The organism is Variovorax sp. IB41 (assembly GCF_016405905.1).
Lineage (GTDB): Bacteria > Pseudomonadota > Gammaproteobacteria > Burkholderiales > Burkholderiaceae_C > Variovorax.
The window spans coordinates 14783-38521 of sequence record NZ_JAEFCB010000015.1 but is presented as its reverse complement, the minus strand read 5'-3'; the positions used below and the strand labels follow the sequence as shown (position 1 = coordinate 38521).

At 66.9% G+C, this 23739-nt stretch carries 24 protein-coding genes; 3 read left to right on the top strand and 21 right to left on the bottom strand.

The features are described 5' to 3' along the window. Positions 1 to 15: 15 nt before the first annotated feature. Positions 16 to 1467 carry a M81 family metallopeptidase gene (locus JC881_RS23340; protein ID WP_198788090.1) on the bottom strand — a complete coding sequence of 484 codons (1452 nt, stop codon included), beginning with the start codon at positions 1465 to 1467 and terminating at the stop codon, positions 16 to 18. 36 nt (positions 1468 to 1503) lie between these two features. Further along, positions 1504 to 2664, bottom strand: a complete 1161-nt coding sequence (locus tag JC881_RS23335) for an NAD(P)/FAD-dependent oxidoreductase (RefSeq protein WP_198788088.1) — start codon at positions 2662 to 2664, stop codon at positions 1504 to 1506. 204 nt (positions 2665 to 2868) lie between these two features. Here JC881_RS23335 and JC881_RS23330 point away from each other — a divergent pair, with 204 nt between their 5' ends. After that, entirely contained in the window at positions 2869 to 3579 is a 711-nt protein-coding gene (locus tag JC881_RS23330) for a helix-turn-helix domain-containing protein (RefSeq protein WP_198788087.1), read from the top strand. 269 nt (positions 3580 to 3848) lie between these two features. Then, a complete protein-coding gene (locus JC881_RS23325) occupies positions 3849 to 4994 on the top strand; it encodes an MFS transporter (protein WP_233101992.1) in 1146 nt (381 codons plus the stop codon). A 78-nt stretch (positions 4995 to 5072) separates the two neighbouring features. Here JC881_RS23325 and JC881_RS23320 read toward each other — a convergent pair whose 3' ends face one another. The 7 genes from JC881_RS23320 to JC881_RS23290 all read right to left on the bottom strand — a co-directional run bounded on the left by JC881_RS23320 (position 5073) and on the right by JC881_RS23290 (position 9723). Next, the gene (locus JC881_RS23320; protein ID WP_198788083.1) at positions 5073 to 6200 is read right to left on the bottom strand and encodes a sensor histidine kinase; all 1128 of its coding nucleotides are present in this window, start codon (positions 6198 to 6200) and stop codon (positions 5073 to 5075) included. A gap of 152 nt (positions 6201 to 6352) precedes the next feature. Next, positions 6353 to 6778 carry an SgcJ/EcaC family oxidoreductase gene (locus JC881_RS23315; RefSeq protein ID WP_233101991.1) on the bottom strand — a complete coding sequence of 142 codons (426 nt, stop codon included), beginning with the start codon at positions 6776 to 6778 and terminating at the stop codon, positions 6353 to 6355. A gap of 98 nt (positions 6779 to 6876) precedes the next feature. Further along, positions 6877 to 7635, bottom strand: coding sequence for a hypothetical protein (locus JC881_RS23310; protein ID WP_198788080.1), 759 nt, complete (start codon positions 7633 to 7635; stop codon positions 6877 to 6879). Between the two features lie 24 nt (positions 7636 to 7659). Next, complete coding sequence (locus JC881_RS23305; protein WP_198788078.1) at positions 7660 to 7989, bottom strand: hypothetical protein; 330 nt, start codon at positions 7987 to 7989, stop codon at positions 7660 to 7662. A 70-nt stretch (positions 7990 to 8059) separates the two neighbouring features. Then, positions 8060 to 8359 carry a hypothetical protein gene (locus tag JC881_RS23300; RefSeq protein ID WP_198788077.1) on the bottom strand — a complete coding sequence of 100 codons (300 nt, stop codon included), beginning with the start codon at positions 8357 to 8359 and terminating at the stop codon, positions 8060 to 8062. 58 nt (positions 8360 to 8417) lie between these two features. Further along, the gene (locus tag JC881_RS23295; RefSeq protein ID WP_198788075.1) at positions 8418 to 9146 is read right to left on the bottom strand and encodes a hypothetical protein; all 729 of its coding nucleotides are present in this window, start codon (positions 9144 to 9146) and stop codon (positions 8418 to 8420) included. A gap of 121 nt (positions 9147 to 9267) precedes the next feature. After that, on the bottom strand, positions 9268 to 9723 hold the full coding sequence (locus JC881_RS23290) for an immunity 70 family protein (RefSeq protein WP_233101990.1): 456 nt from the start codon (positions 9721 to 9723) through the stop codon (positions 9268 to 9270). Positions 9724 to 10431: 708 nt separating this feature from the next. On the opposite strand from JC881_RS23290, the gene tuf reads away from it, so the two are divergent. Continuing rightward, positions 10432 to 11625, top strand: coding sequence for an elongation factor Tu (gene tuf / locus JC881_RS23285; protein ID WP_198788219.1), 1194 nt, complete (start codon positions 10432 to 10434; stop codon positions 11623 to 11625). 198 nt (positions 11626 to 11823) lie between these two features. Here tuf and JC881_RS23280 read toward each other — a convergent pair whose 3' ends face one another. From JC881_RS23280 to JC881_RS23225, 12 genes are all read right to left on the bottom strand, one after another. Next, a complete protein-coding gene (locus JC881_RS23280) occupies positions 11824 to 12174 on the bottom strand; it encodes a hypothetical protein (protein WP_198788073.1) in 351 nt (116 codons plus the stop codon). 329 nt (positions 12175 to 12503) lie between these two features. Continuing rightward, complete coding sequence (locus JC881_RS23275; protein WP_198788071.1) at positions 12504 to 14579, bottom strand: DUF3300 domain-containing protein; 2076 nt, start codon at positions 14577 to 14579, stop codon at positions 12504 to 12506. A gap of 156 nt (positions 14580 to 14735) precedes the next feature. After that, positions 14736 to 15257: a CHAP domain-containing protein gene (locus JC881_RS23270; protein ID WP_198788070.1), complete on the bottom strand. Its 522-nt coding sequence runs from the start codon at positions 15255 to 15257 to the stop codon at positions 14736 to 14738. After that, a complete protein-coding gene (locus JC881_RS23265; protein ID WP_198788069.1) occupies positions 15254 to 15922 on the bottom strand; it encodes a hypothetical protein in 669 nt (222 codons plus the stop codon). The genes JC881_RS23270 and JC881_RS23265 overlap by 4 nt, the downstream gene beginning before the upstream one ends. Before the next feature lie 16 nt (positions 15923 to 15938). Continuing rightward, positions 15939 to 17126 carry a hypothetical protein gene (locus tag JC881_RS23260; protein ID WP_198788067.1) on the bottom strand — a complete coding sequence of 396 codons (1188 nt, stop codon included), beginning with the start codon at positions 17124 to 17126 and terminating at the stop codon, positions 15939 to 15941. A gap of 170 nt (positions 17127 to 17296) precedes the next feature. Beyond that, positions 17297 to 17944: a DUF3299 domain-containing protein gene (locus JC881_RS23255; protein WP_198788065.1), complete on the bottom strand. Its 648-nt coding sequence runs from the start codon at positions 17942 to 17944 to the stop codon at positions 17297 to 17299. A 3-nt stretch (positions 17945 to 17947) separates the two neighbouring features. Continuing rightward, entirely contained in the window at positions 17948 to 19210 is a 1263-nt protein-coding gene (locus tag JC881_RS23250; RefSeq protein ID WP_198788064.1) for an ABC transporter permease, read from the bottom strand. Continuing rightward, positions 19207 to 19953: an ABC transporter ATP-binding protein gene (locus JC881_RS23245; RefSeq protein WP_198788062.1), complete on the bottom strand. Its 747-nt coding sequence runs from the start codon at positions 19951 to 19953 to the stop codon at positions 19207 to 19209. The genes JC881_RS23250 and JC881_RS23245 overlap by 4 nt, the downstream gene beginning before the upstream one ends. A 4-nt stretch (positions 19954 to 19957) precedes the next feature. After that, positions 19958 to 20551 (bottom strand): DUF2796 domain-containing protein, encoded by a 594-nt coding sequence (locus JC881_RS23240; RefSeq protein WP_198788061.1) that lies wholly within the window; start codon positions 20549 to 20551, stop codon positions 19958 to 19960. Continuing rightward, positions 20548 to 21456, bottom strand: coding sequence for a sulfurtransferase (locus JC881_RS23235; RefSeq protein ID WP_198788059.1), 909 nt, complete (start codon positions 21454 to 21456; stop codon positions 20548 to 20550). Before JC881_RS23235 ends, JC881_RS23240 begins: the two co-directional genes overlap by 4 nt. Before the next feature lie 29 nt (positions 21457 to 21485). Next, positions 21486 to 22418 (bottom strand): DMT family transporter, encoded by a 933-nt coding sequence (locus tag JC881_RS23230; protein ID WP_233101989.1) that lies wholly within the window; start codon positions 22416 to 22418, stop codon positions 21486 to 21488. A 58-nt stretch (positions 22419 to 22476) separates the two neighbouring features. Then, a complete protein-coding gene (locus tag JC881_RS23225) occupies positions 22477 to 23622 on the bottom strand; it encodes an aromatic ring-hydroxylating oxygenase subunit alpha (protein ID WP_198788057.1) in 1146 nt (381 codons plus the stop codon). Positions 23623 to 23739: the final 117 nt, after the last annotated feature.

Here is a 23739-nt window from a genome sequence, read left to right as displayed (position 1 = left end):
GAAGAGAAAAGGAAATCAGGCGGCGACGCCGATGGGCCACTTGGGCAGGCGTGCTTTTTTGTAGGGCAGGGTGTTGAGGTCCAGCGTCACGGCGCCCGGCGCGCCCGCGTAGATCACGTGCTTCGCGACCTTCGAGTACGACGCATAGAAGTGCTGCGACGACTTCACGACGATGATCTTTTTCGCGGCCAGGTCGCAGCCCAACTGCGTGAACAGGTCGGTGCCCATCGCCTGGTTGCGCAGCGTGATCAGCACGATCTGGATGCCGTTGGTCTCGATGAGCGCGCAGTCGCCCATCGGTGTGGGCGTGCCCGCGAGACCCGTCATCACCAGGTCGTGCTTGAGTGCCTTCACGGTGCATTCCACATCGAGCGGATCGCCCGAGAGCGGGCTGATCTTGCCGCCGATGCGCATCGCCAGCTTCGCGCCCACGCCCGCATCGAAGGCGATGCGCACCGCGATCGGGTCCCACAGCGGGCCGAGCGCCGCATTGGCGATGCCGCGCTCGACCATGCGGCGCAGGATGAAGGTCGAATCGCTCGCCGCGCCGCCGCCGGGGTTGTCGGCGCCATCGGACAACACCACGGGGCCGCCGTCGAAGGCCAGCGCTTCGTCGAGCGAGGCGTCGATGCTCGGGTAGTTCACGGTGAGGCCGTCGCGCATCGCGATGACTTCGTCGGCGAGTTGCCGCGCGAGCGCATCGGCCTTGGCCTGGTCGCCATCGGTGTAGACCAGCACCTTGGTGCCCATCTCCGGCACGTCGCCCCACGAGAAGCCGTGCGTGAGCGAAACCGAGAGCACGCCGTCCTTGCCTTCGAGCGATTGCATGCGCTTGACGAAGCCGAGCGCAGGTTCGCGCGAGGTGTGCACCGTGACAATCATGTCGCAGTCGACGACCGCGGCCGTGGGCTTGACCTTGCCTTCGACCATCGCGGCGCAGATGTCCACCAGCTCCAGCCCGCGCTCCAGAACGTCGGTGTGCGGGTACTCCTTGAAGGAGATCATCAGGTCCGAGTTGGCGACCATCTCGGGCGTGAGGTGGTTGTGCGGATCGAGCTCGGCGCCGATCACCACCTTCGGCCCGACGATCTGCCGCACGCGCGCCAGCAGGTCGCCTTCGCAGTCGTCGTAGCCGTCGGCCACCATCGCGCCGTGCAGGCCGAGCAGCACCATGTCCACCGGCAGCACGGCGCGCAGGTCGTCGAGCAACTCGTCGCGCAGGGTTTCGTAGGCGTGGCGCGTGGTCGTGCCGCTGGGCTGCGCGCCGGCCACCATGCCTTCGAACAGCTGCCAGCCCCTGTCCGCACCGCGCATGCGCGCGGCCCACAGCGGGCCCGAGAACAGCGTCATCGCATCGGGGTGCTTGCCGGCGGGGAAGTGGCCGCGGTCCTTGAAGGAGGAGAGGCCGGTGGGCATCGGACCGAAGGTGTTGGTTTCGGTGGCGAGGGAGGCACTGAAGACACGCATGGGGATGGACTCTGTGAGGGTTGTGGGGTGTTCTTGTCAGGCGGCGGCCGTGGCGCGCAGCCGCTGCGGTCCGAGCATCTCGGCCGTGAGCCCGAAGCCCGCGATGCGCTCGGGCAGCGGCAGTCCGCGTGCGAGCGCCGCGCAGGCTTCGCCCATGGCGGCCGAGGTCTGGATGCCGTAACCGCCCTGCGCCGCGACCCAGAAGAAGCCGGGCGCATCGGGCTCGAAGCCGCCCACGAGATCGCCATCGGCCACGAAGGAGCGCAGGCCCGCCCAGGTGCGCGTGGGTCGTCGGATGGCGAGCGTGGTCGCCTCCTCGATGCGGTGGATCGCGATGGCGATGTCCATCTCCTCGGGCTGCACGTCCTGCGGATCGACCGGGTCGGCATTGGCCGGCGAGCCGAGCAGCATGCCGGCGTCGGGCTTGATGTACCAGCCCTCGTCGGCATTGAAGACCATGGGCCAGTGCGCGACGCTCTGGCCCTCGGGCGGCGCGAAGATGAACGCCGAGCGGCGGCGCGGCTCGATGCCCAGCGGCCGCACGCCCGCGAGCTTGGCGACCGTGTCGACCCAGGCGCCCGCGGCGTTGAGCACAACCGGCGCTTCGTAGACGTTGCCGCCGGCCACGACGCGCCACACGTCGCCGATGCGCTCCATGGACGTGACGCCCGCATCGCACACGAGCTTGCCGCCGGCACGGCGCATGCCGCGCAGGTACCCCTGGTGGATGGCGTGCACGTCCATGTCGGCCGCATCGGGCTCGTACACGGCGCCGGCCACTTGCTCGGGGCGCAGGGCGGGCACCATCGCGAGGGCTTCCTCGCTGCTCAGGCGTTTGGCACCTGTGTCCATGGCGCGCAGCACGTCCCAATGCGCGTCGAGTTCCGCGAGCTGCGCCGAGCCGCCGACCATCAGCGCACCGCGCGGCGTGAGCAGCGGATGTTCGGAGAAGCCTTCGGGCGGGTGTTGGAGAAACGCGCGGCTCGCCATGGTGAGGGCGCGCACCTGCGGCGTGCCGTAGCTCTCCATGAAGAGCGCGGCCGAGCGGCCGGTCGAGTGGTAGCCCGGCTGGGCTTCGCGTTCGAGCAGGATCACGCGGGCATGCGGGGCGAGCCAGTGGGCCACCGAAGCCCCGGCAATGCCGCCGCCGATCACGAGGTAGTCGGCCACCGTGGGCGCTGTTGTACTGAAGGTCATTGCCGAAAAGTGTAGGAAGAAATTTGCGGATACGCAAATTATTTACAGCGCACCAAGGGGAAACCATGGTGCACCGCATCGGGGAAATTTGCGTCAATGCAATTTGCGTATACGCAACTTCCGCGCCTGCGTCATCCGGGTTGGCATGGATGGCGGGCGGCCCCGCTGGCAGAATCGCCATGCACCACAAAGAGAAAGCCAAGCGTGAATCCACACACAGCGACCAAGCCGGGGACGAAGCAAAAAGACGAGGCGCCCACGCTGGACCGCACCACTTTCGGTCACCGCCTGCGCACCGCGCGCAAGCGCTTCGGCTGGACGCTGGCGCAGCTGGCCGAACGATCGGGCGTGTCGATCACCACCATCTCGCGCGCCGAGCGCGGCCAGCTCGCGCTGGGTTACGAGAACTTCGCCGCGCTGGGCCGCGCGCTCGAGATGGACATGAACGCGATGTTCGCGGGCGCCGGCATCAAGCCCGCGCAGTTCGATGGGCCGGTGGTCACGCGCGCGGGCAAGGGCGTGGTCTACCGCGGCCTCTCGTTCGCCTACGAGTTCCTCGGCACCTCGGCCGCCGGCAAGCAGATGAGCCCCGTCGTCGGCACGGTGCACGCGCGCCGCATCAACGGCCCGGAAGACTTCGCGCGGCATCCGGGCGAAGAGTTCGCCTATGTGCTCTCGGGCGAGATCGATGTGCACTTCGACACGGGCGAAGTGGTGCACCTGGCGCGCGGCGATTCGCTGTACTACGACAGCAGCATCGGCCATGCGTACGTGAGCGTGAGCCGGCAGCTCGCGAAGATCGTCGGGGTGACTTCGGGGGAGAGCGGGCACATGAAGTCGGCGCGTGAGGCGCCTGTGTTCAAGCCGGTGCGCAAGGCGGCGGCGAAAAAATCTGGACGCGGCGGCAAGGGCTGACAAGGCGACTCGCCGATCCTCGCGAGGCGCAACGCGTCACGAGCGAACGAACAACCGGCCCGCACAAAGGTTATTGACCGCATCGAAGCGACGAAGTTATAGTCGCCGCCGCAGCGCCTCCACGGCACTGTCGTAAGCGTTACCGTCATCCAACGCGTCCTTTGTCGAGAGGATCCCAGTAGGGAATATCTCGATCCATAAAGACGCGCCTTGGCATGACATCAATTTTTTCCCCTGCATCCGTTCGCCCGTTCGGGACCCCCTCAGCTTTGACGGGGCTTGCGCCCGTGGTGCTGGCGGTCTTCCTCGGATTCCTTGCAATCAGCGTTCCCCTGGCGGCGCTCGCGCTCCATGTGCGCGACCACCTGGGCTTCGGCGCGGCCGCCGTGGGCTGGACCATCGGCCTGCAATCGCTCGCCACATTGCTCACACGCCATCGGGCCGGCACGCTGTGCGACCAGCGCGGGCCGCGCGCCGCCGTGCTGCTCGGGCTTCCGCTCACCGCGTGCTCGGGGCTGGCCTATGGCCTGGCGAGCGTGCTGTCCATCGACCCTTCTGCAAAGCTCGCCGTGCTGGTGCTCGGCCGACTCATTGCCGGCCTGGGCGAGAGCCTGTTCCTCACCGGCTTGATGAGCTGGGGCATCGCGCGCGTGGGCCCCGCGCGCACCGGCAAGGTCATGTCCTGGACGGGCATTGCGATCTACGCCGCGCTCGGGCTCGGCGCATCGCTCGGGCTGGCCGTGCAGGCGGCCTATGGCTTCGTCGGCGTCGGCGCGTTGACGGTGCTCACGCCGATGCTCGCCTGGCTCATCGCGCTGCGTCTGCCCGCGGTACCTGGCTCTGGCGGGCAGCGCGTGGCGTTTCACCGCGTGCTCGGGTTGATCTGGCGGCCGGGCCTCGTGCTCGCGCTGGCCACCGTGCCTTATGCCGCGATGGCCGCGTTCCTCACGCTCGACTACGCCGCGCACGGCTGGCCGCATGCGGGCACGGCGCTCATCGGTTTCGGCGCGGCCTACGTGCTCGTGCGGCTGGTCGGCTCGGGCCTGCCGGACCGCTTCGGTGCCACGCGCGTGGCCATCGGCTCCTTGATCTTCGAGGCCATCGGGCAACTGCTCGTCTGGGGCGCGCATGCGCCGGGCATGGCCCTCCTGGGCGCGACGCTCACGGGCCTGGGCTTCTCGCTCGTGTTCCCCGCGATGGGCGTGCTCGCGACGCAGTCCGTGCCGCCAGAGCAGCGCGGCCGCGCGGTGGGCAACTTCATCGCCTTCGCCGATATCGCGATGGGCGTGACCGGGCCCGTGGTCGGGTTCGCGATCCAGTGGTTCGGCATCACCGCGGCATTTCTCGTGGGTGCCGGTGCGACCTGCGTGGCGCTGTGCCTGCTGCCGTCGCTGCGGCTGGACCGCAGCGAATAGCGCCGTGGTCTCCCGCGCTCGGGGAACGTGTCCGCGTTCCTTCCATTGCCCGGCGTTCGTTGTGCCCGGCCGCTGCGGTTACTGGGCCGCCGAGCGCGGCAGCATCAGCGTGAAGACCGTGGTGCCGCCCGCGGAGGTCACCGTGATTTCTCCGCCGTGCGCCTTGGCGATCTCCCTCACGATGAACAGCCCGAGCCCGAGGTTGGCGGACTCGGCAAGTTCGTCCGACGGGCGACCTCTTCGCAACGGCTCGAACAGCGCCTGGACCTGTTCCTCGGGGATCGGCTCCCCGGTGTTCGTCACCGAAAGCCGCACGTCGCGTTCGTCGCCGACCAGCGCCACGTCGATCACCGCCTTTTGCGTGCCGTAGCGCGCGGCGTTGCTGACCAGGTTGCCCAGGACCTCGCGCACGCGCGATCCGTCGAAGCTGCCGGCGGTTTCTCCCGCCGAGCGGAAACTGATCTCGGCGTTGGGCAGGGCGGCGCGAAGCAGTTCGACCTCTTCGGCGCAGACGCTCGCAAGATCGACCGGCGTGAGGTGCAGGCTCAAGCCCAGGCCGAGCGAGGCGCGGCTGAAGTCGAGCAGGTCGTCCAGCAGCGTCTTCATGCGCTTGCCGCTCTGGATCAGGCGCACCGTGTGCCGCTCCAATGGCGCCTCGGTGGTCATCTTCGAAAGCACCTCGGCCGTGAGAAGGATGGCGTTGAGCGGGCCGCGCAGATCGTGTCCGAGCACGCCGAGGAAGACGTGGCGCCACCGGTCCATCTCGGCGGTGAAGTAGGTCACCGACTCCGCGACCGCCTGGTCGATGGCCTCGTTGAAGCGGATCAGGTCGTCCTGCGTCTGTGCGTCGCCCATCTTGCCGCTCTCGAACCACAGGCTCAGCACGGAAGCCCGCAGCGCCCGGTACTCGGCCACGAGCTGGGCAATGTCGAAGCCGGCCTTGGCCCGCAGCAGCGCGTGGGTCTGCGCGGCGGTTTCAGGCGCGCCGTGGATGTGCGGCTGCTGGCCGAGCGATTTGGCCAGTTGCTCGTGGCTTGTCTGGGCCGAGCGCAGGTCCTTCGCCACCGCGGCCAGGATCATGGGCATGTGATCGCGCAGGGCCTCCGCATCGAGGTGCGAGGAGGCGGGCAGCATGGTCGCGGCAAATGCCTCGGCGGACGAAAGAATGGGTTCGACGTTCGCGTCGATGAAGTCCGCCAGGCGCATGGAAATGGTCCTTGCATGTCCGGGGTGGACCGCGACCCATCGTACGCCACGGGGTCATCGCGACGAGATGTACCGAGCCCGTTGCCAAAGGCGTCCTTCGGTGCCCGGGTTCAATATCGGAACGGGCAGGTCGAAGAAGCGCCGCCGCGCGATCAGGAGCGCCGGTCGTCCCTCAACACGATTTCCCCTGTGCGAGGGTTCGTCAGCGTGACGTTCTCCAGCGCCTTGATCCGCCACTCGCCGGCCTGCCGCGTCAGCACGGCAAGGATCAGCGTGTCGACGGCGTGCGGGCCCGCCGGGTGCGCCGCACCAGCGGTGAGGCGGCTCCAGAAATGCGTGACCGCCACGCCGTCGCCGATCTCGGCCATGTCGATCAACTCGTTCTGGAGCGTGGAGTCGCTGTAGATGGTGGCGTGGATGGGCGTGTGCAGTTCGACGATCTTCTCGGCGCCGCGAACATAGTGGCCGAACCTGTTCACGAACGTCGCGTCCTCATGGAACAGCGCGCCGAGGGCGGCCATGTCGTGGCTGTTCCAGGCGGTCTGGAATGCGAGGGGCGCGTCTTCGGGTTGCTTCATCGGTGTCATATGGGTTCTTGCAAGCCGTTGCATGGAGATCATGGGCAGAAAGCCCCCGGCCGCGTAGGGCTCGATGCCGGGCGCTTCAACGAAGCCTCTCAATTTGCACCAAGGGGCGGCGCTGCATGGATGGCATCGCGTGCCCACTGCATCACCACGTCGAGATCCTCGGGAACCGTTCGGTCGTCGGACTGTTCGCGGCAGTCGACGTAGGGCGTGAAGGTGTGGGCATTCATCGTGATTCTCCGGCCGACGAAAATCTTCACACGGGGCTGGTACACGCTGAGTTCCGTCTTCGATGGGCCAAGGGCTCGCAAGGACACGACGAAGTTCGATGAGATCGTCGCCGGCTTGCCGTTCACCGTGTACGAGGCGGTTTGCCAGTACGCCAGAGTGCCATCGCCCGCATTCGTTGTCGTATCGGGCGCCAGCATGTACTGGCGCTCCCCCGGATCGAGCGGGCGCTGCATCAGTTCGCGATAAGCCGACGCCCCGAAGCCGTCACCACGACGCGTGGCGCCGCGCTCCTTGATCGCGATCTGGTCCTCCATCGAGAACTGACCGCGCTGCGGGATCAGGACATTGCCGACGGCATAGGGACCACCGTACATCCGCTTCTTTGCCGAAGCGCGCAGTCCGCGCTCTGCGTCTGCAACCGACACCCACACCTGGGCGACGAGGTATGTCGAACCGTCCGTCGGGTGGTATTGCACGGCAAGGCTCTTTCCGATGGGAAGCTCTTTGCATGGTGCGGTGAGCGTGTCGCCCCTTCTTGCCTTGCTTGCACCCAAGGCGCTTCCCGCCACCATGCAGCCGGCGATCAATGCGATGCAGCAGCGATGAAGAGTGCCATGCATTTCGCTATCTCCGTTCGATCGCTTCTACTCTCGCGCACCGCGCAAGACCTGGATTCCGAAGAACGCCATGAAGAAGATGGAGAGCGCAATGCCCGCCACAGGGACCGGCCACTGCACATCGTTGCGTGCCAGTACGGCGGCGCACCCCAATCCGAGCAGCAGCGATATCGCAAAGCGCAGGGCTGGATGTGCCCGCCGCTCGATTGCATCGTCCACGCCCTTGCGGCGCGCCCACGAATGCATTGCGGCCACCAGGCCGCCGATCGCCAATGCCATTGCGATGCCGGCCAGGAGCCAGGGCCGCAGGCTCTGGATTTTCCAGATGGCCTCTATGCCGCGAACAACTTCGTCCACTCACGCCTCCTTCGACTGCATGTTGTGCTTGCCGGCACCGGTCATCGCAAGTGCACCTGATCGTTGTCCGTCAGGCAGACGGGCATCCTTCGTCGACCAGTGTCATCGTGAGCTTCACTTCTTGATGGCGAGCGCGCAACTCACGTTCGAACTGCATGATCTTGGGCGGCTTCGTCACCCTGCAAGCCACGATCAGAACCTTGTCCGGCTTGATCCGCATCACTTCATCCACGACGGGTGTGGCGAGTTCGGATTCGATCTCGCCGACGCGATAGGCGGTCGGGGTGATGCGGACCTCGACGGGGTTGGAGGCGAAACAGCCGGCTAGCGTCAACAACGCGAGTGCCGCGGACCAATGAATGAACTTCATGGATGGATGCGCTTTGTGGATCATTCGCTTCTTCGTGTTTGGCTGTGTAAAAGTACGATCAATTCAGGCTGGCGAAAGCGCGAATCCATTCGCGCGTGATGTTCTGTACGGGGGAGAGTTCCGCGTCGGGCGAGGCGCCGTCCACCACGGACAAACTGATCAATCGACCGCCGTGCAAAACCACGCCCGTTGCCACCACTTCCTTGACTTGCGATGCGACGCCGTTTTCGGCAAGGTCGGCAGTGCGCGCTGTGAGATACGCAAAGTTCGGGATGTCCTGCGGAGTGGGGAAGAGTCCGCCGTAGGCTTGCTTGAAGTTGCGGCGCTGAAAGTCATGCCCGCCTCGGGCAAGCGCGGCATCTTGTTCAGCAAGGCGCTTTGCGGCGCCTCCATTCGCCAACAAGTCTCCGAGTTGCTTTCGGGCAGCTTCCACGATCTTCTTGAACTCGTCCGGGGTGACGCCAGACGCCGGAGGGCGAGCGACCGCCACGCCTATCAAGGGGTAGAGGTCGGTTGCCCTGCCGGCCTGGAAGTCGCGCCATTTGCTTGCCGGCACGAAACATGTGATGAATTCCGATGTCTTTGGCGTCAACGCGGCAGCACGCTCGGCCAACTGTTGACTCTCATCGCACGCCTTGGCGAAATTCGGTAGCACCGGCATCTTCACGAGACCCGCACCTACCGGCTTCTCGATGAATGCTTGCGTGGGTTCCGCATGGGCGCTGCGGGCAAAAATCAACGCGGCGAGGCAAGCGCAACAGGCAAAGGAGAGGGGCTTAACGCTCATGTTGGCTCCCGCAATATCGGGCACTCACGAATCCAGCAACCGTTCGAGAAGGGTTCATTGCAAAACTTTGAAGAGCCTCCGCATGCGCGAGGAAAGTTCGCATCCAGCCGGCGGAGAACTGTCACTGGAGAGCGGCATCCCGCCGCTCTTGGGCAGAAGCCGCAAGCGCTTGTTCGAGCACATCGAACACGTCGCGTCCGGCGCTTGTCACGAAGTAGTTGCCCAGGCTCGTGATGTGCGATGCGATGTTGTCTCCCCACGGAGGCTTGGCCGGGCGGTTCTCGATGTCCCACACCACAGCCGAGGGAGGCAGCTTGCTCAGCGTGGCTTTTGCCAAACGCAGCTCACCGAGCGCGAGCAAGGCGTTCTCATGAGGCAGACGTCCTTGGTAAAACGCGTTCATCAGATGTGGGAACTGGCTACCCCAACCGTCGGGTTCGCAGTGCGCGCTGATGGTCGAGAAGAACGAGTGAACGAACGACGGCGCACCGAGTTCGTTCGTGATTGACCCTACCGTCACTCCCACTGCCATCAGTGCTCCTCGTGAACTGGCGGCGCCCGATGCGTCGCCTTGCATGACTGCTATCGGGCGGATTCTGCCTTGAAGCTGGATGGCCGCTCCTGGCCGCGTTCTGAAGCGATCTGTGCCACGGCGTCACGAACGCGGCTTGCCGACATTTGCGACGAAGCGCGGGGCACACCTGGTGGTGCTCGCGTGCAACGCTCCTGTTGTCGGATCGTTGGAGCGGTGTTAGCCTCCGACCCCCAAAGATCAACCATCACGCTGCGGCCAGCCGCACGAGCCCCATGAAGCAATTCCAGACCACGCAAGACGCATCGACGACCCGCACAGCCGCGGCGACTTCGCTGCGCTCTTTTGGCGCCGAATTGTTTTCATAGAGCCTTTGCACCCGGAGGCTCGGCCTCCTGAGTTCCACAAGACCCGGTAGGCCTCAAGCCACCGGGTTTTTTGTTTTCTGCCTGCTCAACCGGAGATTTGGACATGAGCCCCGAACGAGAACTTGTTTTTGCCGCGCGCGCTTCCAGCGCGGTGTTGTGCGTCGCTTCCGTGGAGTGGTTCGTGTAGAGCCTCCAGGCCCTTGTGCGCCTGGAGGTCCATCCTTCAGGCAAGAAAAAAAGCCTGTCGGGTGGTCCACCCCGCAGGCTTTTTTTTTGCCCGCATGGCGGGCACCGCGAGTTTGGCGCGCGCGCGCCGACAACCCGCCGACTCTTTCGCCTGGCCAGCGGACCGAGCCGGTTTTTCACTCTCAAACTGGAGAAAACCATGATGAACAAAGTTCATGTGAATGTCGGAACCATCGGTCATGTCGACCATGGCAAGACGACGCTGACGGCTGCACTGACCTTCGTGCAGGCCGCGCGCATTGGCGGCCGTGCGCTGTCCTATGGGCAGATCGACAACGCGAAGGAAGAGCGCGAGCGCGGCATCACGATCAATACCTCGCACGTCGAGTACGAATCGGACGGCCGTCACTACGCGCACATCGATTGCCCGGGGCATGCCGACTACATCAAGAACATGATCACCGGCGCCTCGCAGATGGACGGCGCGATCCTGCTGGTGGACGGCACCGAAGGCGCCGCGCGGCAGACCATCGAGCATGTGCTGCTGGCGCGCCAGGTGAACGTCGGCCATATGGTGGTGTTCGTGAACAAGATGGACCTCGTGGCCGACAGCGATCGCGCGGAGATCGAAGAGCTGATCGAAATGGAAATCGGCGCGCTGCTGGCGGCGCACGGATACCACGATGCCCGCTTCGTTTTCGGCAGCGCGCTGAAGGCCCTGGCCGCCGCCGAACGCGGCGACCTCGAAGGGCCCGACGTGCAATGCATCGTCGAGCTCGTGAACGCATTGGATTCGCGCATTCCCGATCCGGTGCGCGATTACGACGCGCCGTTCATGATGCCCGTCGAAGGCGTGCACACCATCACGGGCCGCGGCACCGTGATCAGTGGCCGTGTCGAGCGCGGCGTGATCCGTGTCGGCGACAACCTGGAGATCGTCGGGCTCAGCTCGGTCGGCGACGAGAAGGTGGTCGTCACCGGCGTGCAGTCCTTTCACAAGGACGTCGCCGAGGGACGTGCCGGCATGAACGTCGGCCTGCTGCTGCGCGGGGTCAAGCGCGACGATGTCGTGCGAGGCCAGGTGGTCGTGAAGCCCGGTGCGCTGAAGCCGTACCGGACGGGGCGTGCACAGATCTTCGTGCTCAGCAAGGACGAAGGTGGTCGCCATACCCCGTTCGGCTCCGGCTACCAGCCGCAGTTCTTCTTCGGCACGACCGACGTGACGGGCGTCATTCGCGTCGACACCGAGACCGGCATGGTCGAGCCGGGCGCGCAGGCGCAGATCAGCTTCGAGCTGAAGAAGCCTGTGGCCATCGAGAACGGCATGCGGTTCGCCATGCGCGAAGGCGGCAAGACCGTCGGCGCCGGCATCGTGACCGAGGTGTTCGGCTGAAAGGCTGATGCAGCCCTTGCCCCTGCCGTCTGTTTGTCAGGCGGCAGGGGCTTTTTTTTGACCAGACGCAGTACGGGACGTCCTGCCGGCTCGCCAATATCCATGGCCCGAGGGCACCATCGTCGGCGTGTTCACCGGCGCATCCTCGGGCCGAACCTGACGGCCGTTGGCGTGTGAAAGTGAATCCGGATGAATGAACTACGGTGTCAGCGCATCGCACTGCGCTTCGATCCGCGCGTGCAGCAGCCCCAGCGATACCGCAAGCAGCCGCTGCAGCGCCTCGCGCTGGCAGGCGTCCAGCAGCGGGGGCGGGCCTGCATCGGATGACGCGGCGTCGCGCCGGTCTTCATCCCAGCTGAGCAGTTGGGCCAGCGTCTGCGTGCCTTGCACCACGTCGCGTGCATCGTTCAGAAACGAGGCGCGGCGTTGACGGTCAATGTCGAGCCCTTCGATCTGGACCCATTCGAAGGGTTTGAACTGGGCGACGGAAAAAGAAGAAGACGCGCAAGAGCAGCCAGCGTCGGTGCTCGCATTTGTAGTTGTGGCCATGGGCCTCCCAAGATGTCGATTTGCAAAAACCGACGCACCCGACGCCAATCGGGGGCGGCAGCTCGAACGGGTTGGCGTACCGGGACATCTTGCGAAAACCGGCAGGGCGTGAGCCCTCCCGCTCGAGCCGCCTAAAAAAGGAAGCAGGAACGAAAAAGCCGCAGACCTGTTGCGGTAACTGCGGCTTTCGTCGCAGATGTCGTCGGGACGCCAATCCCGGCCTCGCTCATCACGAGGCGAAGGCAATGTACGCGTTCTCGGCGACGCCAGTCAAGCTTGCGACAGCAACGCTGTCCGCAGCAATGTCGATTCCGTCGCGCGCAGCACGCTCAAGGCTGCTGGCGCGGATCGCCGGGGCGGCCGCCCGGCTGACGACGGGCCGCGGCCGCAGCGGCTTGCTGCTGGGCCTGTTGCTGTTGCTGCTGTCGCGCCTGCGCCTGTTGTGCCTGTTGCTGTTGGCGCATCTGAGCCTGTTGCGCTTGATGGGCCTGCTGCTGTTGCTGCATCTGCTGCTGGCGTTGCTGCTGCTGTTGTTGCATCGCCTGTTGCTGCTGCGCGCGTGCGGCCTGTGCCTGTTGCTGCATCTGTTGCTGTTGCTGGCGGCGCGCCTGCTCCTGCTGCTGCCGGCCCTCGTTCTGGGCCTGCTGCTGGCGTTGTTGTTGCTGCGCCTGCTGCCGCTGTATCTGCTGCTGTTGGGCCTGTTGCTGCTGGGCCGCGCGGGCCTGTTGTTGCGCCTGCTGTTGCTGCTGCATCTGCTGGCGCCGTGACTGGTCCTGCTGGGCTTGCTGCGCCTGTTGGGTCTGTTGCGATTGCTGCTGCTGGCGCTGCCGGTCCTGCAGCGCGCGCTGCTGCTGTTGCTGGGCCTGCTGGCTCGCGGTGCGTGCCTGCTGTTGCTGTTCCATCTGCTGGCGCCGCAGTTGCTCCTGCTGTTGTTGCTGCTGGAGACGGGCTTGTTGTTGCTGCGGTGGCTGGTTGGCGGCGCGCGCTTGCTGCTGGGCCTGTTGCTGTGCCTGCTGCGCTTGCTGGCGCCCTACCTGGTCCTGCTGGCGTTGCTGCTGTTGCGTCTGCCGAGCTTGCTGTTGCTGTTGGGCTTGCTGGGCTTGCAACTGCTGCGCCTGTTGTTGTTGAGCCTGTTGCTGCGCCCGTTGCTGGGCTTGCTGCTGCGACTGCTGCTGTTGTTGCGCCAAGGCCTGCTGCTGTCGCGCCTGCTGTTGCTGCTGCTGCTGCTGCTGCTGCGCGAACTGCGCTTGCTGCTGTTGCGCAAAGTTGGGCGGCGGCGCGCCGGGCGGCATGCCACGCGGCGCGCCGTTGCGCTCGCCACGGTCGTTGTTGTAGACGTTGCGCACGTTGTTGTTGACCACCGTGGTCGAGCGCGAGATGTAGGTGCTGTTGTTGTAGACCACCGCCGGTCGCGCGAAGGCCGGCTGTGCCACGCGGTCGCGGTCGGGCCCGCGGCCCTGCCTGCGGTCGCGCGGCGCGCCCCAGTTCATGTTCCATGAATTCCAGCCCCAGCCGTGGCGCTCCAGCGCGGCACCCACGATCACACCCGTGCCGAACGCGAGCGCACCGGCCGCTGCAATCTGCCCGCGGCTGTAGCCGGGCGCGACCTCCACGGGCGGTGGTGCGTAGGCATAGCCGGGGTACACGGGCAGGGGCTCGCCGTAGATCACCTGCGGGTCATAGCTGGGCACATACACCACGTCGGGCTGCACGGGCTCGATGGTGATCAGCTGCTGCGGCGGATCGATAATGGCGGGGCCGCCGTACACGGGCTGCATGTCCGGCGCGGGCACGTAGTCGCGCGGCGCGGCGGCGCTCGCGACGCGCAGCCTGTTGTTGTTCTTCAGGCGGCCCGCGGCCGATGCGCGCTGGCGCATGACCTGGATCGCGTTCATCACGTCGGCCGGGTCGTTGTAGTAGGCCTTGCCGAGCGATTCGGTCCACGCGATGTTGCCCGCGAGCTGGTCGAGCACGGGGCGAAACGCGGTGAGCGACTTCACGCTCGGGTCCCACGGCTGCTGGTTGGCCGCATCGGCGAGTGGGCCGGCCTTGAGCGTCTTGTTCTGGTCGAGCCAATCGTGCGCGGCGGTGACCTGCTCGGGGTAGGTGGCGCCGGCGAGGATCTGCGCGACCAGCTTGTCGGGGTAGAGCGCGATGGGCGCGACCAGCTGGTAGAGCTGCTCGGCCGAGGGCGGCGTGTACGCGACGGGCACCGGTGCTGCGGGCGCGGCGGCGGGTGCTTGCGGCACCGTGGGCGCTGGTATCGAGATGGCAGGGTCCGCGGCGGGGCTCGGCGTTGCGGCCTTGTCGCAGCCTGCGAGGGCGAGGGCGCCGATGCACAGCGAGACCGCAAGCAATCTGGGCAGCGGATGGGGCAGGGGGTGGGAGGGACGTTGGAGGTTCATCTGGAGTTCCATCAAGGCGCCGACGTCACGCCTGACTCTCTCAACGGTCCCTGACGGTCTGCGATGACCTACCCTGCGCCGGTGATGCAACCGTCTGTGTCGTCCGCGCGCTGTTGCCCGTGTCGGGCGTGGCCCACAAGGGGTGCGATTGGCAGATCAGTTGAAGATGCGGATGTAGCTCTTCGCAAGGCTCGGCACGCGTTCCTTCACCCACACGCCATCGCCGGTCACGCTGTCGCGCTCGCCCTTGCCGTTGGTGTTGCCCTCGATGGTGGAGAGCTTGCGGCTGGCGAGCGGCTGGTCGTCGGTGACGATGCCGATGTGCGAGAAGTCGAACACCACGAAATCGCCGGCGCGCGCCTTCTGCGTTTCGTCGAGCACCTGGAGCTTGCGCTGGCGCGCCCATTTCTCCCAGCCGAAGGCGCTGGCATCGCGGCAGCGCCACTTGTCGGCGAGCGAGAACGAATCCAGGTGCAGCGCCTCGCGCACGGCTTCGTTCTCCAGCCACTCGCGCATGACCCACGCGGTGTAGGCCGCGCACCACGGCCACGCGCCCGGTGCGAGCCAGGTGGCGCCCTGGTATTCGACGATGCGCGCGCCGGTGTTGTTGACGGCCGCTTCGCGCGTGCCGACTTCGGTGCGCGCGATCTCGAGCATCTGGTCGATGAGTTCCTTCATGGCTGTTCCTCCGGAGGTGATGGCGGCGTTGCAGCCGCAGGTTTCTTCGCGGGTGCGGCGCGCGGCTTGCCCGGCAGCGCGCGCCACACGGTGATCGCGACGACGTAGAGCGCGGTCGTCAGCAGCATCGAGAGAAACATGTACCAGCGCTCCAGGCGCCCGGTCATGGCGTGCTGCGCGCTTTCTTCCCACAGCAGCTCGCGGCTCTCCACGAGCTGCGGGCCGCCGAACATCTTCACGGCCTCGGCGATGCGCATGCCCTTGCTGCGCTTTGCGCCCATCTCGTGCAGCTCGCCGCGGATATGGCGCGTCTGCTCGCTCGCAGGGCGCTCGGCGGGGTACGCGTAGACATAGGTGCGCACCACGTCGCGGTAGGTGAAGAAAGCCCAGAACGCCGCGGCCAGCAACACCAGCGCGAGCACCGCGAGCCAGCGTTGGTTGGCCGACGAGAGCCGCTTGCGGATCAACAGGCTCAGCGCCAGCAGCACGATGGTGGTGCCGAACGACACCATGCCGATGGACAGCTGCGCGCCCTCGATGGGCGGCACGAGCTCCGAGAGGAAGGAGTTGAACAGCGCAAGCGTGGCGACCACCGACGCGGCCGCCGAAGCGACGATGGCCACGAGGCTGTCGAACGGTCCGGCGGGGCGTGCTTCGGTGGCCATGGTGATCAAGCGCGGATCAACGCGCGGGCGGCACCGTGATGCTCGCGGGCGCCATGAACAGCAGGTCGGGGCTGGCCGTATCGAGCAGGTGCCCGTGGACCGGCATGAAGCGCGTGAGGCCGCGGGCCATGACGAGGTCGGCCATCTCGCGGTACTTGAAATCGGGCCCGACCCACAGCCGCATCTCGCCGCGCTGCACCTCGCCGGTGGAGGGCGAGGTCGGGCGCTCGAAGCTCAGCAGCGTGAGCAGTTCGAGGATCAGCTCCGGGTCGTCGGGCTGGTCCACCAGGCCCGCGGGCAGCACGTACACGCGCAGGGGTTCGCGCAGGTCCTTGCCGTCTTCGCCGCGCACCTTCACCGTGACCTGGCGGAACTCCAGCGGCTTCTCACCATTGACCATGCGCGCCTGCATGGCCTGCACCGGGCGGGAGGCGTCCGCGAGTTTTTGCAGCTCGGGCTCGCCGATGGGGCGCGTGGCGGCCTGCGCGTTGATCTGCTGCGCCACGCCGTTGGCATTGCGCAGGTAGTAGCGCGAGAGCGCGAGCTCGCGCGAGGGCAACGCGGGCGCACGCTGCGCGACCAGCCGCGCGGTGCTGTCGACGCTCGCGAGCAGGTTGCGGTGCTGGTCGATGTCCACGGGCCGGCGGTAGGCGCTCGACGGCAGCTGCAGCGCCTTGGCCTGGATGAGGCTCGTGCGGTCGACTTCGACGGCCGCCGTGTAGCGCGCGGCCTGCGCCATGTCGACGCGCGCGCGGGGCTGCAACGTCGTCGCGGGCCGTGTGGCGGCGGCCTCGGGCACGAAGGCCGAGACGCGCGTCTGCGCCGGGATGCGGTTGGTGGCGGTGACCTGCGGGTTCATCGCGCGGAAGGCCTCGACGGTGGGCCGGTCGGCCACCACGCCGCGGCGCTCCAGGTACTGGTTGACCGTCTGCTGGCGCGGCACGATCTCGACCTGGCGGACGATGCCGGTGTCGGGTGGCGGGCGCAGCGCCGAGGCCGCGGGCTGATGGCGTTGGGGTTGACGCTGGGCTGCGGACCATTGCGCGGCGGGCGGTGCGCGGTCGGGGCTGCGCTCCAGCGGAATGGCGGTGGCGGCGCGGTCGCTGCGCGCCATGCGCGGGGCGGGCTGCGCGAGCGAATCGCCCAGGCTCACGGCGAGCAGCGGCACAAGCACGAGGACAGGAAAGACCGGCAGGACCCGCATGGCGCCTTCTCCATCTGGGACGACGCTGGCCAATCTAGGCGCGGCGGGCCCGCCGCGCATCCATCGAACGCGGGATGCAGCGCCGCCGTGCGTTGTAGGCACGGCCGGCGGCTAAGCCATCCGGCCTGTGCCGGCGGCGTGGATGAGGCCCTACGGCCTACAGGAGAGCGTTACTTCGCGCCGCCCGAGTACTTGGTGACGCTGCTGGCGCTCACGTGGTAGCCGCTCACGCCCATCATCGAATCGTTGCGCTGCGTTTGCAGTTTGCCGGTGACCCACACGGTGTCCATCGCGCGGAACTTGGCGCCCTTCTGCGGAATGACGTGCAGGATTTGGTTGGCCGGCGGCGGCGGCGTGTGGATGCAGGCGCCGAAGTAGGGCACCAGCAGGAACTCGGTGACTTCGCCCTTGGCCTCTTCGAGCGGCACGATGAAGCCGGGGATCTTGATCTCGGCGCCGTTCATCGCGGGGTTGGTCGGTGCGTTGTTCGACACCTCCTGCATCTTCATGAGCATCTCGTTGGCGCGCGGGTCCCCGTCGTCCAGCGCGCTCAGGTCCATGCCCTTGAAGTCCTTGGCCGGGTCCCAGTCCTTGGGCACCAGTTCTTCCCAGGTGATCTGGCGCGGCTGGCCGGGCGTGCCCTTGGCCACGGCGGGTGCAACAGGTGCAGCGGCCTTGCCGCCGAGCGGGTTCGATGCGGTGGTGTCCTTGGGGGCGGGCTCGGCGGCCCACGTCAGCGCTGCGAGGCCGGCACCGGCCAGCAGCAAGGATAGGCGAGTGAAAGCGTCGGTCGGGAAAGTCTTCTTTGCGATGCGCATGGTTCAAATCCTCGGTGAGAGGCCGTCGGCCAACGAAAGTCGGTAGGCGCGAATGCCGGGCAAAAGGCTGGCCAGCCAACCCGCCACCAGCAGGCTCGCCATCAGCAGCCATTCGTTGAGTGTAGGTTCCGAGAGGCTCAGTGTCAGCCCGAACTGCGACTGCAGCCACGGCGAGAGGAGGGCGATGCCCAGCACTGCCATGACCACGCCCAGGGCCACGCCCAGCACGGTGACCATCGCGCCTTCGAGCGCGAGCAGCGCCAGCACATGGCGCAAGCCGGCGCCCACGGCGCGCAGCACGGCCAGTTCGCGGCGGCGTTCGTTCAGGCCGGCCATCACCACGGACACCAGGCCCGCGAGGCTCACGAGCGCGACCAGCGCCGACATCAGCAGGAGCGCGTTCTCGCCGATGCCGATCACGCTCCACAACTCGTCCAGCGCCACGCCGGGGAGGATGGCCATCAGCGGCTCGCCGTTGTAGGTGGAAATCCAGCGCTGCACGCCGAACACCGCGGCGCGGTTCTTCAGGCCCACGAGCGCGGCCGTCACGTTCTTGGGCGTGAGGTCGAACTTGCGCACCTGATCGGCGGGAATCTTCACGCCCGGCATCGGCGCGCCGCCCACCCATTCGAGGTGGATGGCTTCCATGGCCGCGAGGCCGATGTGCACCGTGCGGTCCACCGGCGTGCCGGTGCGCGCGAGCACGCCGACCACGGTGAAGGGCTTGTCGGCATGCTCGGCCACATTGAGCTCGCCGCTGCCGTGCGCGAGCGTGATCTTCTGGCCCACGTGGTAGCCCAGCTTGTCGGCCACTTCGGCGCCCACCACTGCATCGAACAGTTCGCTGAAGGGCTTGCCCTCGCGCAGCTTCAGCAGTTGCTTGTCGCCATAGCGAAAGTGCGCGAAGTACTCGGGCGACGTGGCCAGCACCGCGAAGCCGCGGTGCGAATCGCCCAGCGACAGCGGCACGACCCAGTCGACGCCCTGGTGCGCGGCCAATGCCTGCACGCTCTTCCACGAGATGTTGTTGGTGGCCGCGCCGATGCGGAACACCGAGTACAGCAAGAGCTGCGTGGAGCCGGTGCGCGCGCCGACGATGAGGTCGGTGCCCGAGACGGACGAGGCGAAGTTCTCGCGCAGCTCGGTGCGGATGCGTTCGACGCCGAGCAGGAGGAAGGTCGAGAGCGCGATCGAGAAGACCGTGAGCGCGAGCGTGAAGCGGCGGTTCCAGGCGCTGCGCCAGGCGATCGAGAAAAGTGCGTTCATGCGTCCACCGCCATCGCGTTCGATGCCGCGCGATTGATCTCGGGCAGCAGCACATGCCGCGCAAAGCGCTGCGCGATGCGCTGGTCATGGCTCACGAACACGAGCGCGCTGCGGTTCACGGCGCAGGCCGTCAGCAGCACGTCGAGAAAGGCCTCGCGCCGGTCTTCGTCGAGCGCGGAAGTGGGCTCGTCGGCGATCACCACCTCGGGCTGGCCGATGAGCGCGCGCGCCGCGGCCACGCGCTGCTGCTGGCCCACCGAGAGCTGCAGCGCCTGGCGCTTCCAGAGGTTGCGGTCGAGGCCCATCTGGTCGAGCAGGTGCTCGGCCTCGTCACGCGAACTGCCGTTGCGCGCGGCCTGCGCCTCGCGCCGGGCCGAGAAGCGGCAGGGCAGGAGCACGTTGTCCAGCACGCTCAGGTAAGGCAGAAGGTTGAACTGCTGGAAGATGTAGCCCACGTGGGCCACGCGGCTGCGGTCGCGCGCGGCGCCCGAGAGCTGCGACCAGTCGTGCCCCAGCAGCATGACGCGGCCTTCGTCGGCCACCAGCACGCCGGCCAGCAGCGACAGCAGCGTGCTCTTGCCGCAGCCGCTCGGGCCGTGCAGGAACACCGATTCGCCGGCGCTGATGCGGAAGGCCTCGATGTCGATGCAAGGCGCCTTCACGCCGGGCCATGCGAAGCGCAGGGACTCGGCCGCGAGCACGACGCGCAAGGGCGTCGCATCGGCCTGCGAAGCGGTGCTCACGGTTTCACTTGCCCCAGCCAAGGCGTGCGGGCTGGGCCGCCTGTGCGCCGGTGGGGCGCTTGAGCTGGCGCTTGAACTGGCCTTGCGCCGAGGCGATTTGCGAATCGATCTGGCGCAGGCCCTTGAACACGCTGAACAGGTTCAGGTCGATGAACTTCGCGGCGGCCGCGTTGGTGCAGTTGAAGGAGAAGGTGGCGTCCAGGTCCGCGTGGCCCACGGGCTCGCTCGGGTCGGGGTTGCCCAGGCCCAGCGCGCCGGAGCGCAGGTCGACCGGGCCGAGCTTGCAGTTGGCCGCAGGGTCGATGGCAAAGAGCTTGTCGGCCGCGCGCAGCTGGGCGACGGCGGCTTCGACGGTGGCTTTCTCGGCATCGGTCTTCGGGGCGCGTTCGAAGCCGACGATGTTGTCCAGGGGCGATTCCATGTCGATCACCACGGTGGGGCCGTCGATGGCCACGTCCAGCTTCATCTGGCCGTGCACGTGGGCGTGCTGCTGCTGGGCTTGCGCGGAAACGAAGGGGGCTGCAGCGAACAGTGCTGCGGCGAATAAGGAGGGGAGTGCGAGACCGGAGATGCGTCGGAGTCGGATGTGGTGTTTCATGGTTCTGCGCCTTGCCGGGTCGGCAGCCCCGGCGTGTTGCTCCATTCGCTCCAGCTGCCGGCATAGAGCGCGGTCGTCCCGAGCCCGGCGATCTGCATCGCAAGCAGGTTGGGCACCGCGCTCACGCCGCTGCCGCATTGGTGGACGACCGTCGCCGCGTCGCGTCCCGCGAGCAGCGCTTCGAACTCGGCACGCAATTGCGATGCCGGCTTGAACTTGCCGTCGGGGCCGAGGTTGTCGGCGAAGGGCCGGTTCAGGGCCCCGGGGATGTGACCGGCAATCGGGTCCAGAGGTTCCACCTCGCCGCGATACCGTGCACCTGCCCGTGCGTCGATCAGCTGCTGGTCAGCTTGGCCGAGCCGATGCAACACGGTGTCGGTAGTGACAAGCCTGGCCAACGGCTCGCCCTGTACGAAATTCGACTGGAAGCGCGCGGGCTCCTCGCGGTCGGACACCTCGCCGCCCGCGGCCTGCCAGGCCTGCAGGCCGCCGTCGAGCACGGCGACCGCATCGTGGCCCATCCACTTGAGCATCCACCACAGGCGCCCGCAGTAGTTGGCGCCGTTGCGGTCGTACACCACGGCCTGCATGTCGTTGGAGAAGCCGATGCCCGAGAGCCACGCCGCGAACTTCTCTCGGCTGGGCAGCGGATGGCGGCCGCCCGAGGCGGGCACGCCGTCTTCCTGCGCCACCACCACGTCGCCGTGGGCGCCGGGCACGCCGTGTCTGGCGCTCAGGTCGGTGTCCAGGTTGGCGTACAGCGCGCCGGGAATGTGGGCCGCCGCGTAGAGCTGCGGGCCGGCCTCGGGTTTCATGAGTTCGAAGCTGCAGTCGAACACCATGTGGGGCGTCTCGCTGTTGTGCAGTTGCTGGAGTTGTTCGACGCTGACGAGGGTGGTGTACATGGCGTGTTCTCCTTGGGGGGTGAGATGCTTCAGTGTTCTTCGGCCGGCGCCTTGGGCACCGCCCGCTGGCGCAGCACGGTGGCCGCGATGCCGCTCACCACGATGAGCGCCATGCCGCCCCAGCCGGCGGCGTCGATGCGGTCGTCGAACACCACCACGCTGTAGAACGCAGCAAAGATGATGCCCGAGTACTGCAGGTTGGCCACCACGAGCGTACCGGCCTCGGTCTTGGCGGTGGCGTAGGCGCGGGTCATGCAGAGTTGTCCGAGGGCGGCCAGGAGGCCGATCGGCAGCAGCCACAGCGCATGCTGCCAGGTCCACGAACTGCTGCCCGAGAACCCGGTGGCGGCGGTCGCGAAGGCGCCCGCCACGGCCGAGCCGACCGCGAAATAGAACACCGTGCGCAGCTCGGGCTCGCCGATGCGCGAAAGCGCCACCACCTGCATGTAGGCGAAGGCGGCCGTGAGACCCGACAGCAGGCCCAGCATGCCCGCAAAACCTTCGTTGCCGCTGACCGTGGGCTTGAGCATGAGCACCACGCCGATGAAGCCCGCGAGCACGGTCATCGCGAGCGCGCCCTGCAGCGGCGGGCGCGCCACGCGGCCGTCGCGCCCGGGCACCGGCACCCACGCGAGCAGCGCGCCGCCGATGAGGAAGGCCGCGACCCACACGCTGCTCATGTAGTTGAGCGTGACGGCGGTGGCCAGCGGCATGTGGGCGATGGCATAGAACCAAGCGCCCAGCGAGATCACGCCGATGGTGCTGCGCCAGGCGTGCATGCCGGGGTACTTGGTGGCGAGCGAGATGCGCATCCTGCGCGCGAGCAGCCAGAGAAAGACGATGCCGATGAGGCCGCGTCCCAGCACCATCTCGCCGCTGTTGAACCACTGGGACGCGATCTTCACCACGACGCTCATCGTGGCAAACAAAAAGGCGCCGAGCACCATCCAGAGCGCTTGCATCGTCTCTACTTCATGTAAGGGAAAAGAATGCCCCGGAGGCCCCGGGGCGAGACCGGCGTCACGCGGGTTGCTGCTGCATCGCGGCCTTGTACCACTCGTGGAACTGCTGCATGCCGTCTTCCATCGGGCTCTGGTAGGGGCCGGTCTCGTTGTCGCCGCGCAGCATCAGCGCGCGGCGGCCGGCGTCCATGCGCTCGGCGATCTCGTCGTCTTCCACGCAGGTTTCCATGTAGGCGGCCTGCTGGGCTTCGACGAACTCGCGCTCGAAGGCGACGATTTCCTCGGGATAGAAGAACTCGACCATGTTGAGCGTCTTGGTCGGGCTCACCGGGTGCAGCGTGGAGACGGTGAGCACGTGCGGATACCACTCGACCATCACGTGCGGGTAGTAGGTCAGCCAGATCGCGCCGTACTTGGGCGGCTTGCCGTCGCGGTACTTGAGCAACTGCTCCTGCCACTTCTGGTAGACCGGGCTGCCCGCGCGGCCCAGGCGGTTGGCCACGCCCACGGTCTGCACCGAATAGTTCTGGTTGAACTCCCAGCGCAGGTCGTCGCAGGTGACGAAGCTCCCCAGGCCCGGGTGGAACGGGCCGACGTGGTAGTCCTCCAGATAGACCTCGATGAAGGTCTTCCAGTTGTAGTTGCACTCGTGCAGCTCGACGCGGTCCAGCGCGTAGCCCGAGAAGTCGAGGTCCGCCTGCGGGCCGAGGCCGCGCATGTCGGCGGCCACGTCGCGGCCGGTGCCATCCGAGTTCTTCTCGAACAGCAGGCCGTTCCACTCGGTGAGCGGGTAGTTGTGCAGGTTCAGGCACGGGTCCTGGTCGAAATGCGGGGCGCCGATCAGCGTGCCGGTGGTGCGCGCGTCGCTCGCGGCATAGGTCCAGCGGTGCAGCGGGCAGACGATGTTGCCGCCGGCCTGGTTGTCCAGCTGGCCGCGGCCCTGCAGGATCAGCGCCTGGCGGTGGCGGCACACGTTGGAGATCAGCTCCACGCCCTTGGGCGTGTGAACCAGCGCGCGGCCCTGGTGCTCCTGCGGCAGGGTGTGGAAGTTGCCCATTTCGGGCACGGCGAGGCGATGGCCGACGTAGCGGGGCCCTCGCGAGAAAAGGTTTTGCATTTCGCGGGCGTACAGGGCCTCGTCGAAATACGCGGAAACTGGAAGTTGGCTCGCGGCCTGCTGCAGTTGAAGACTTAAATCAGACATGGAGGACCTGACCAAGCTCCCCACAGGGAGAAAAAAAGGAAATAACGGAAGGCGCCGTCTGAAGGTGCAACGGCCCGAGAGGTGTGTTGGTTTGCCAACAAGAAGAGTTCGCATTGT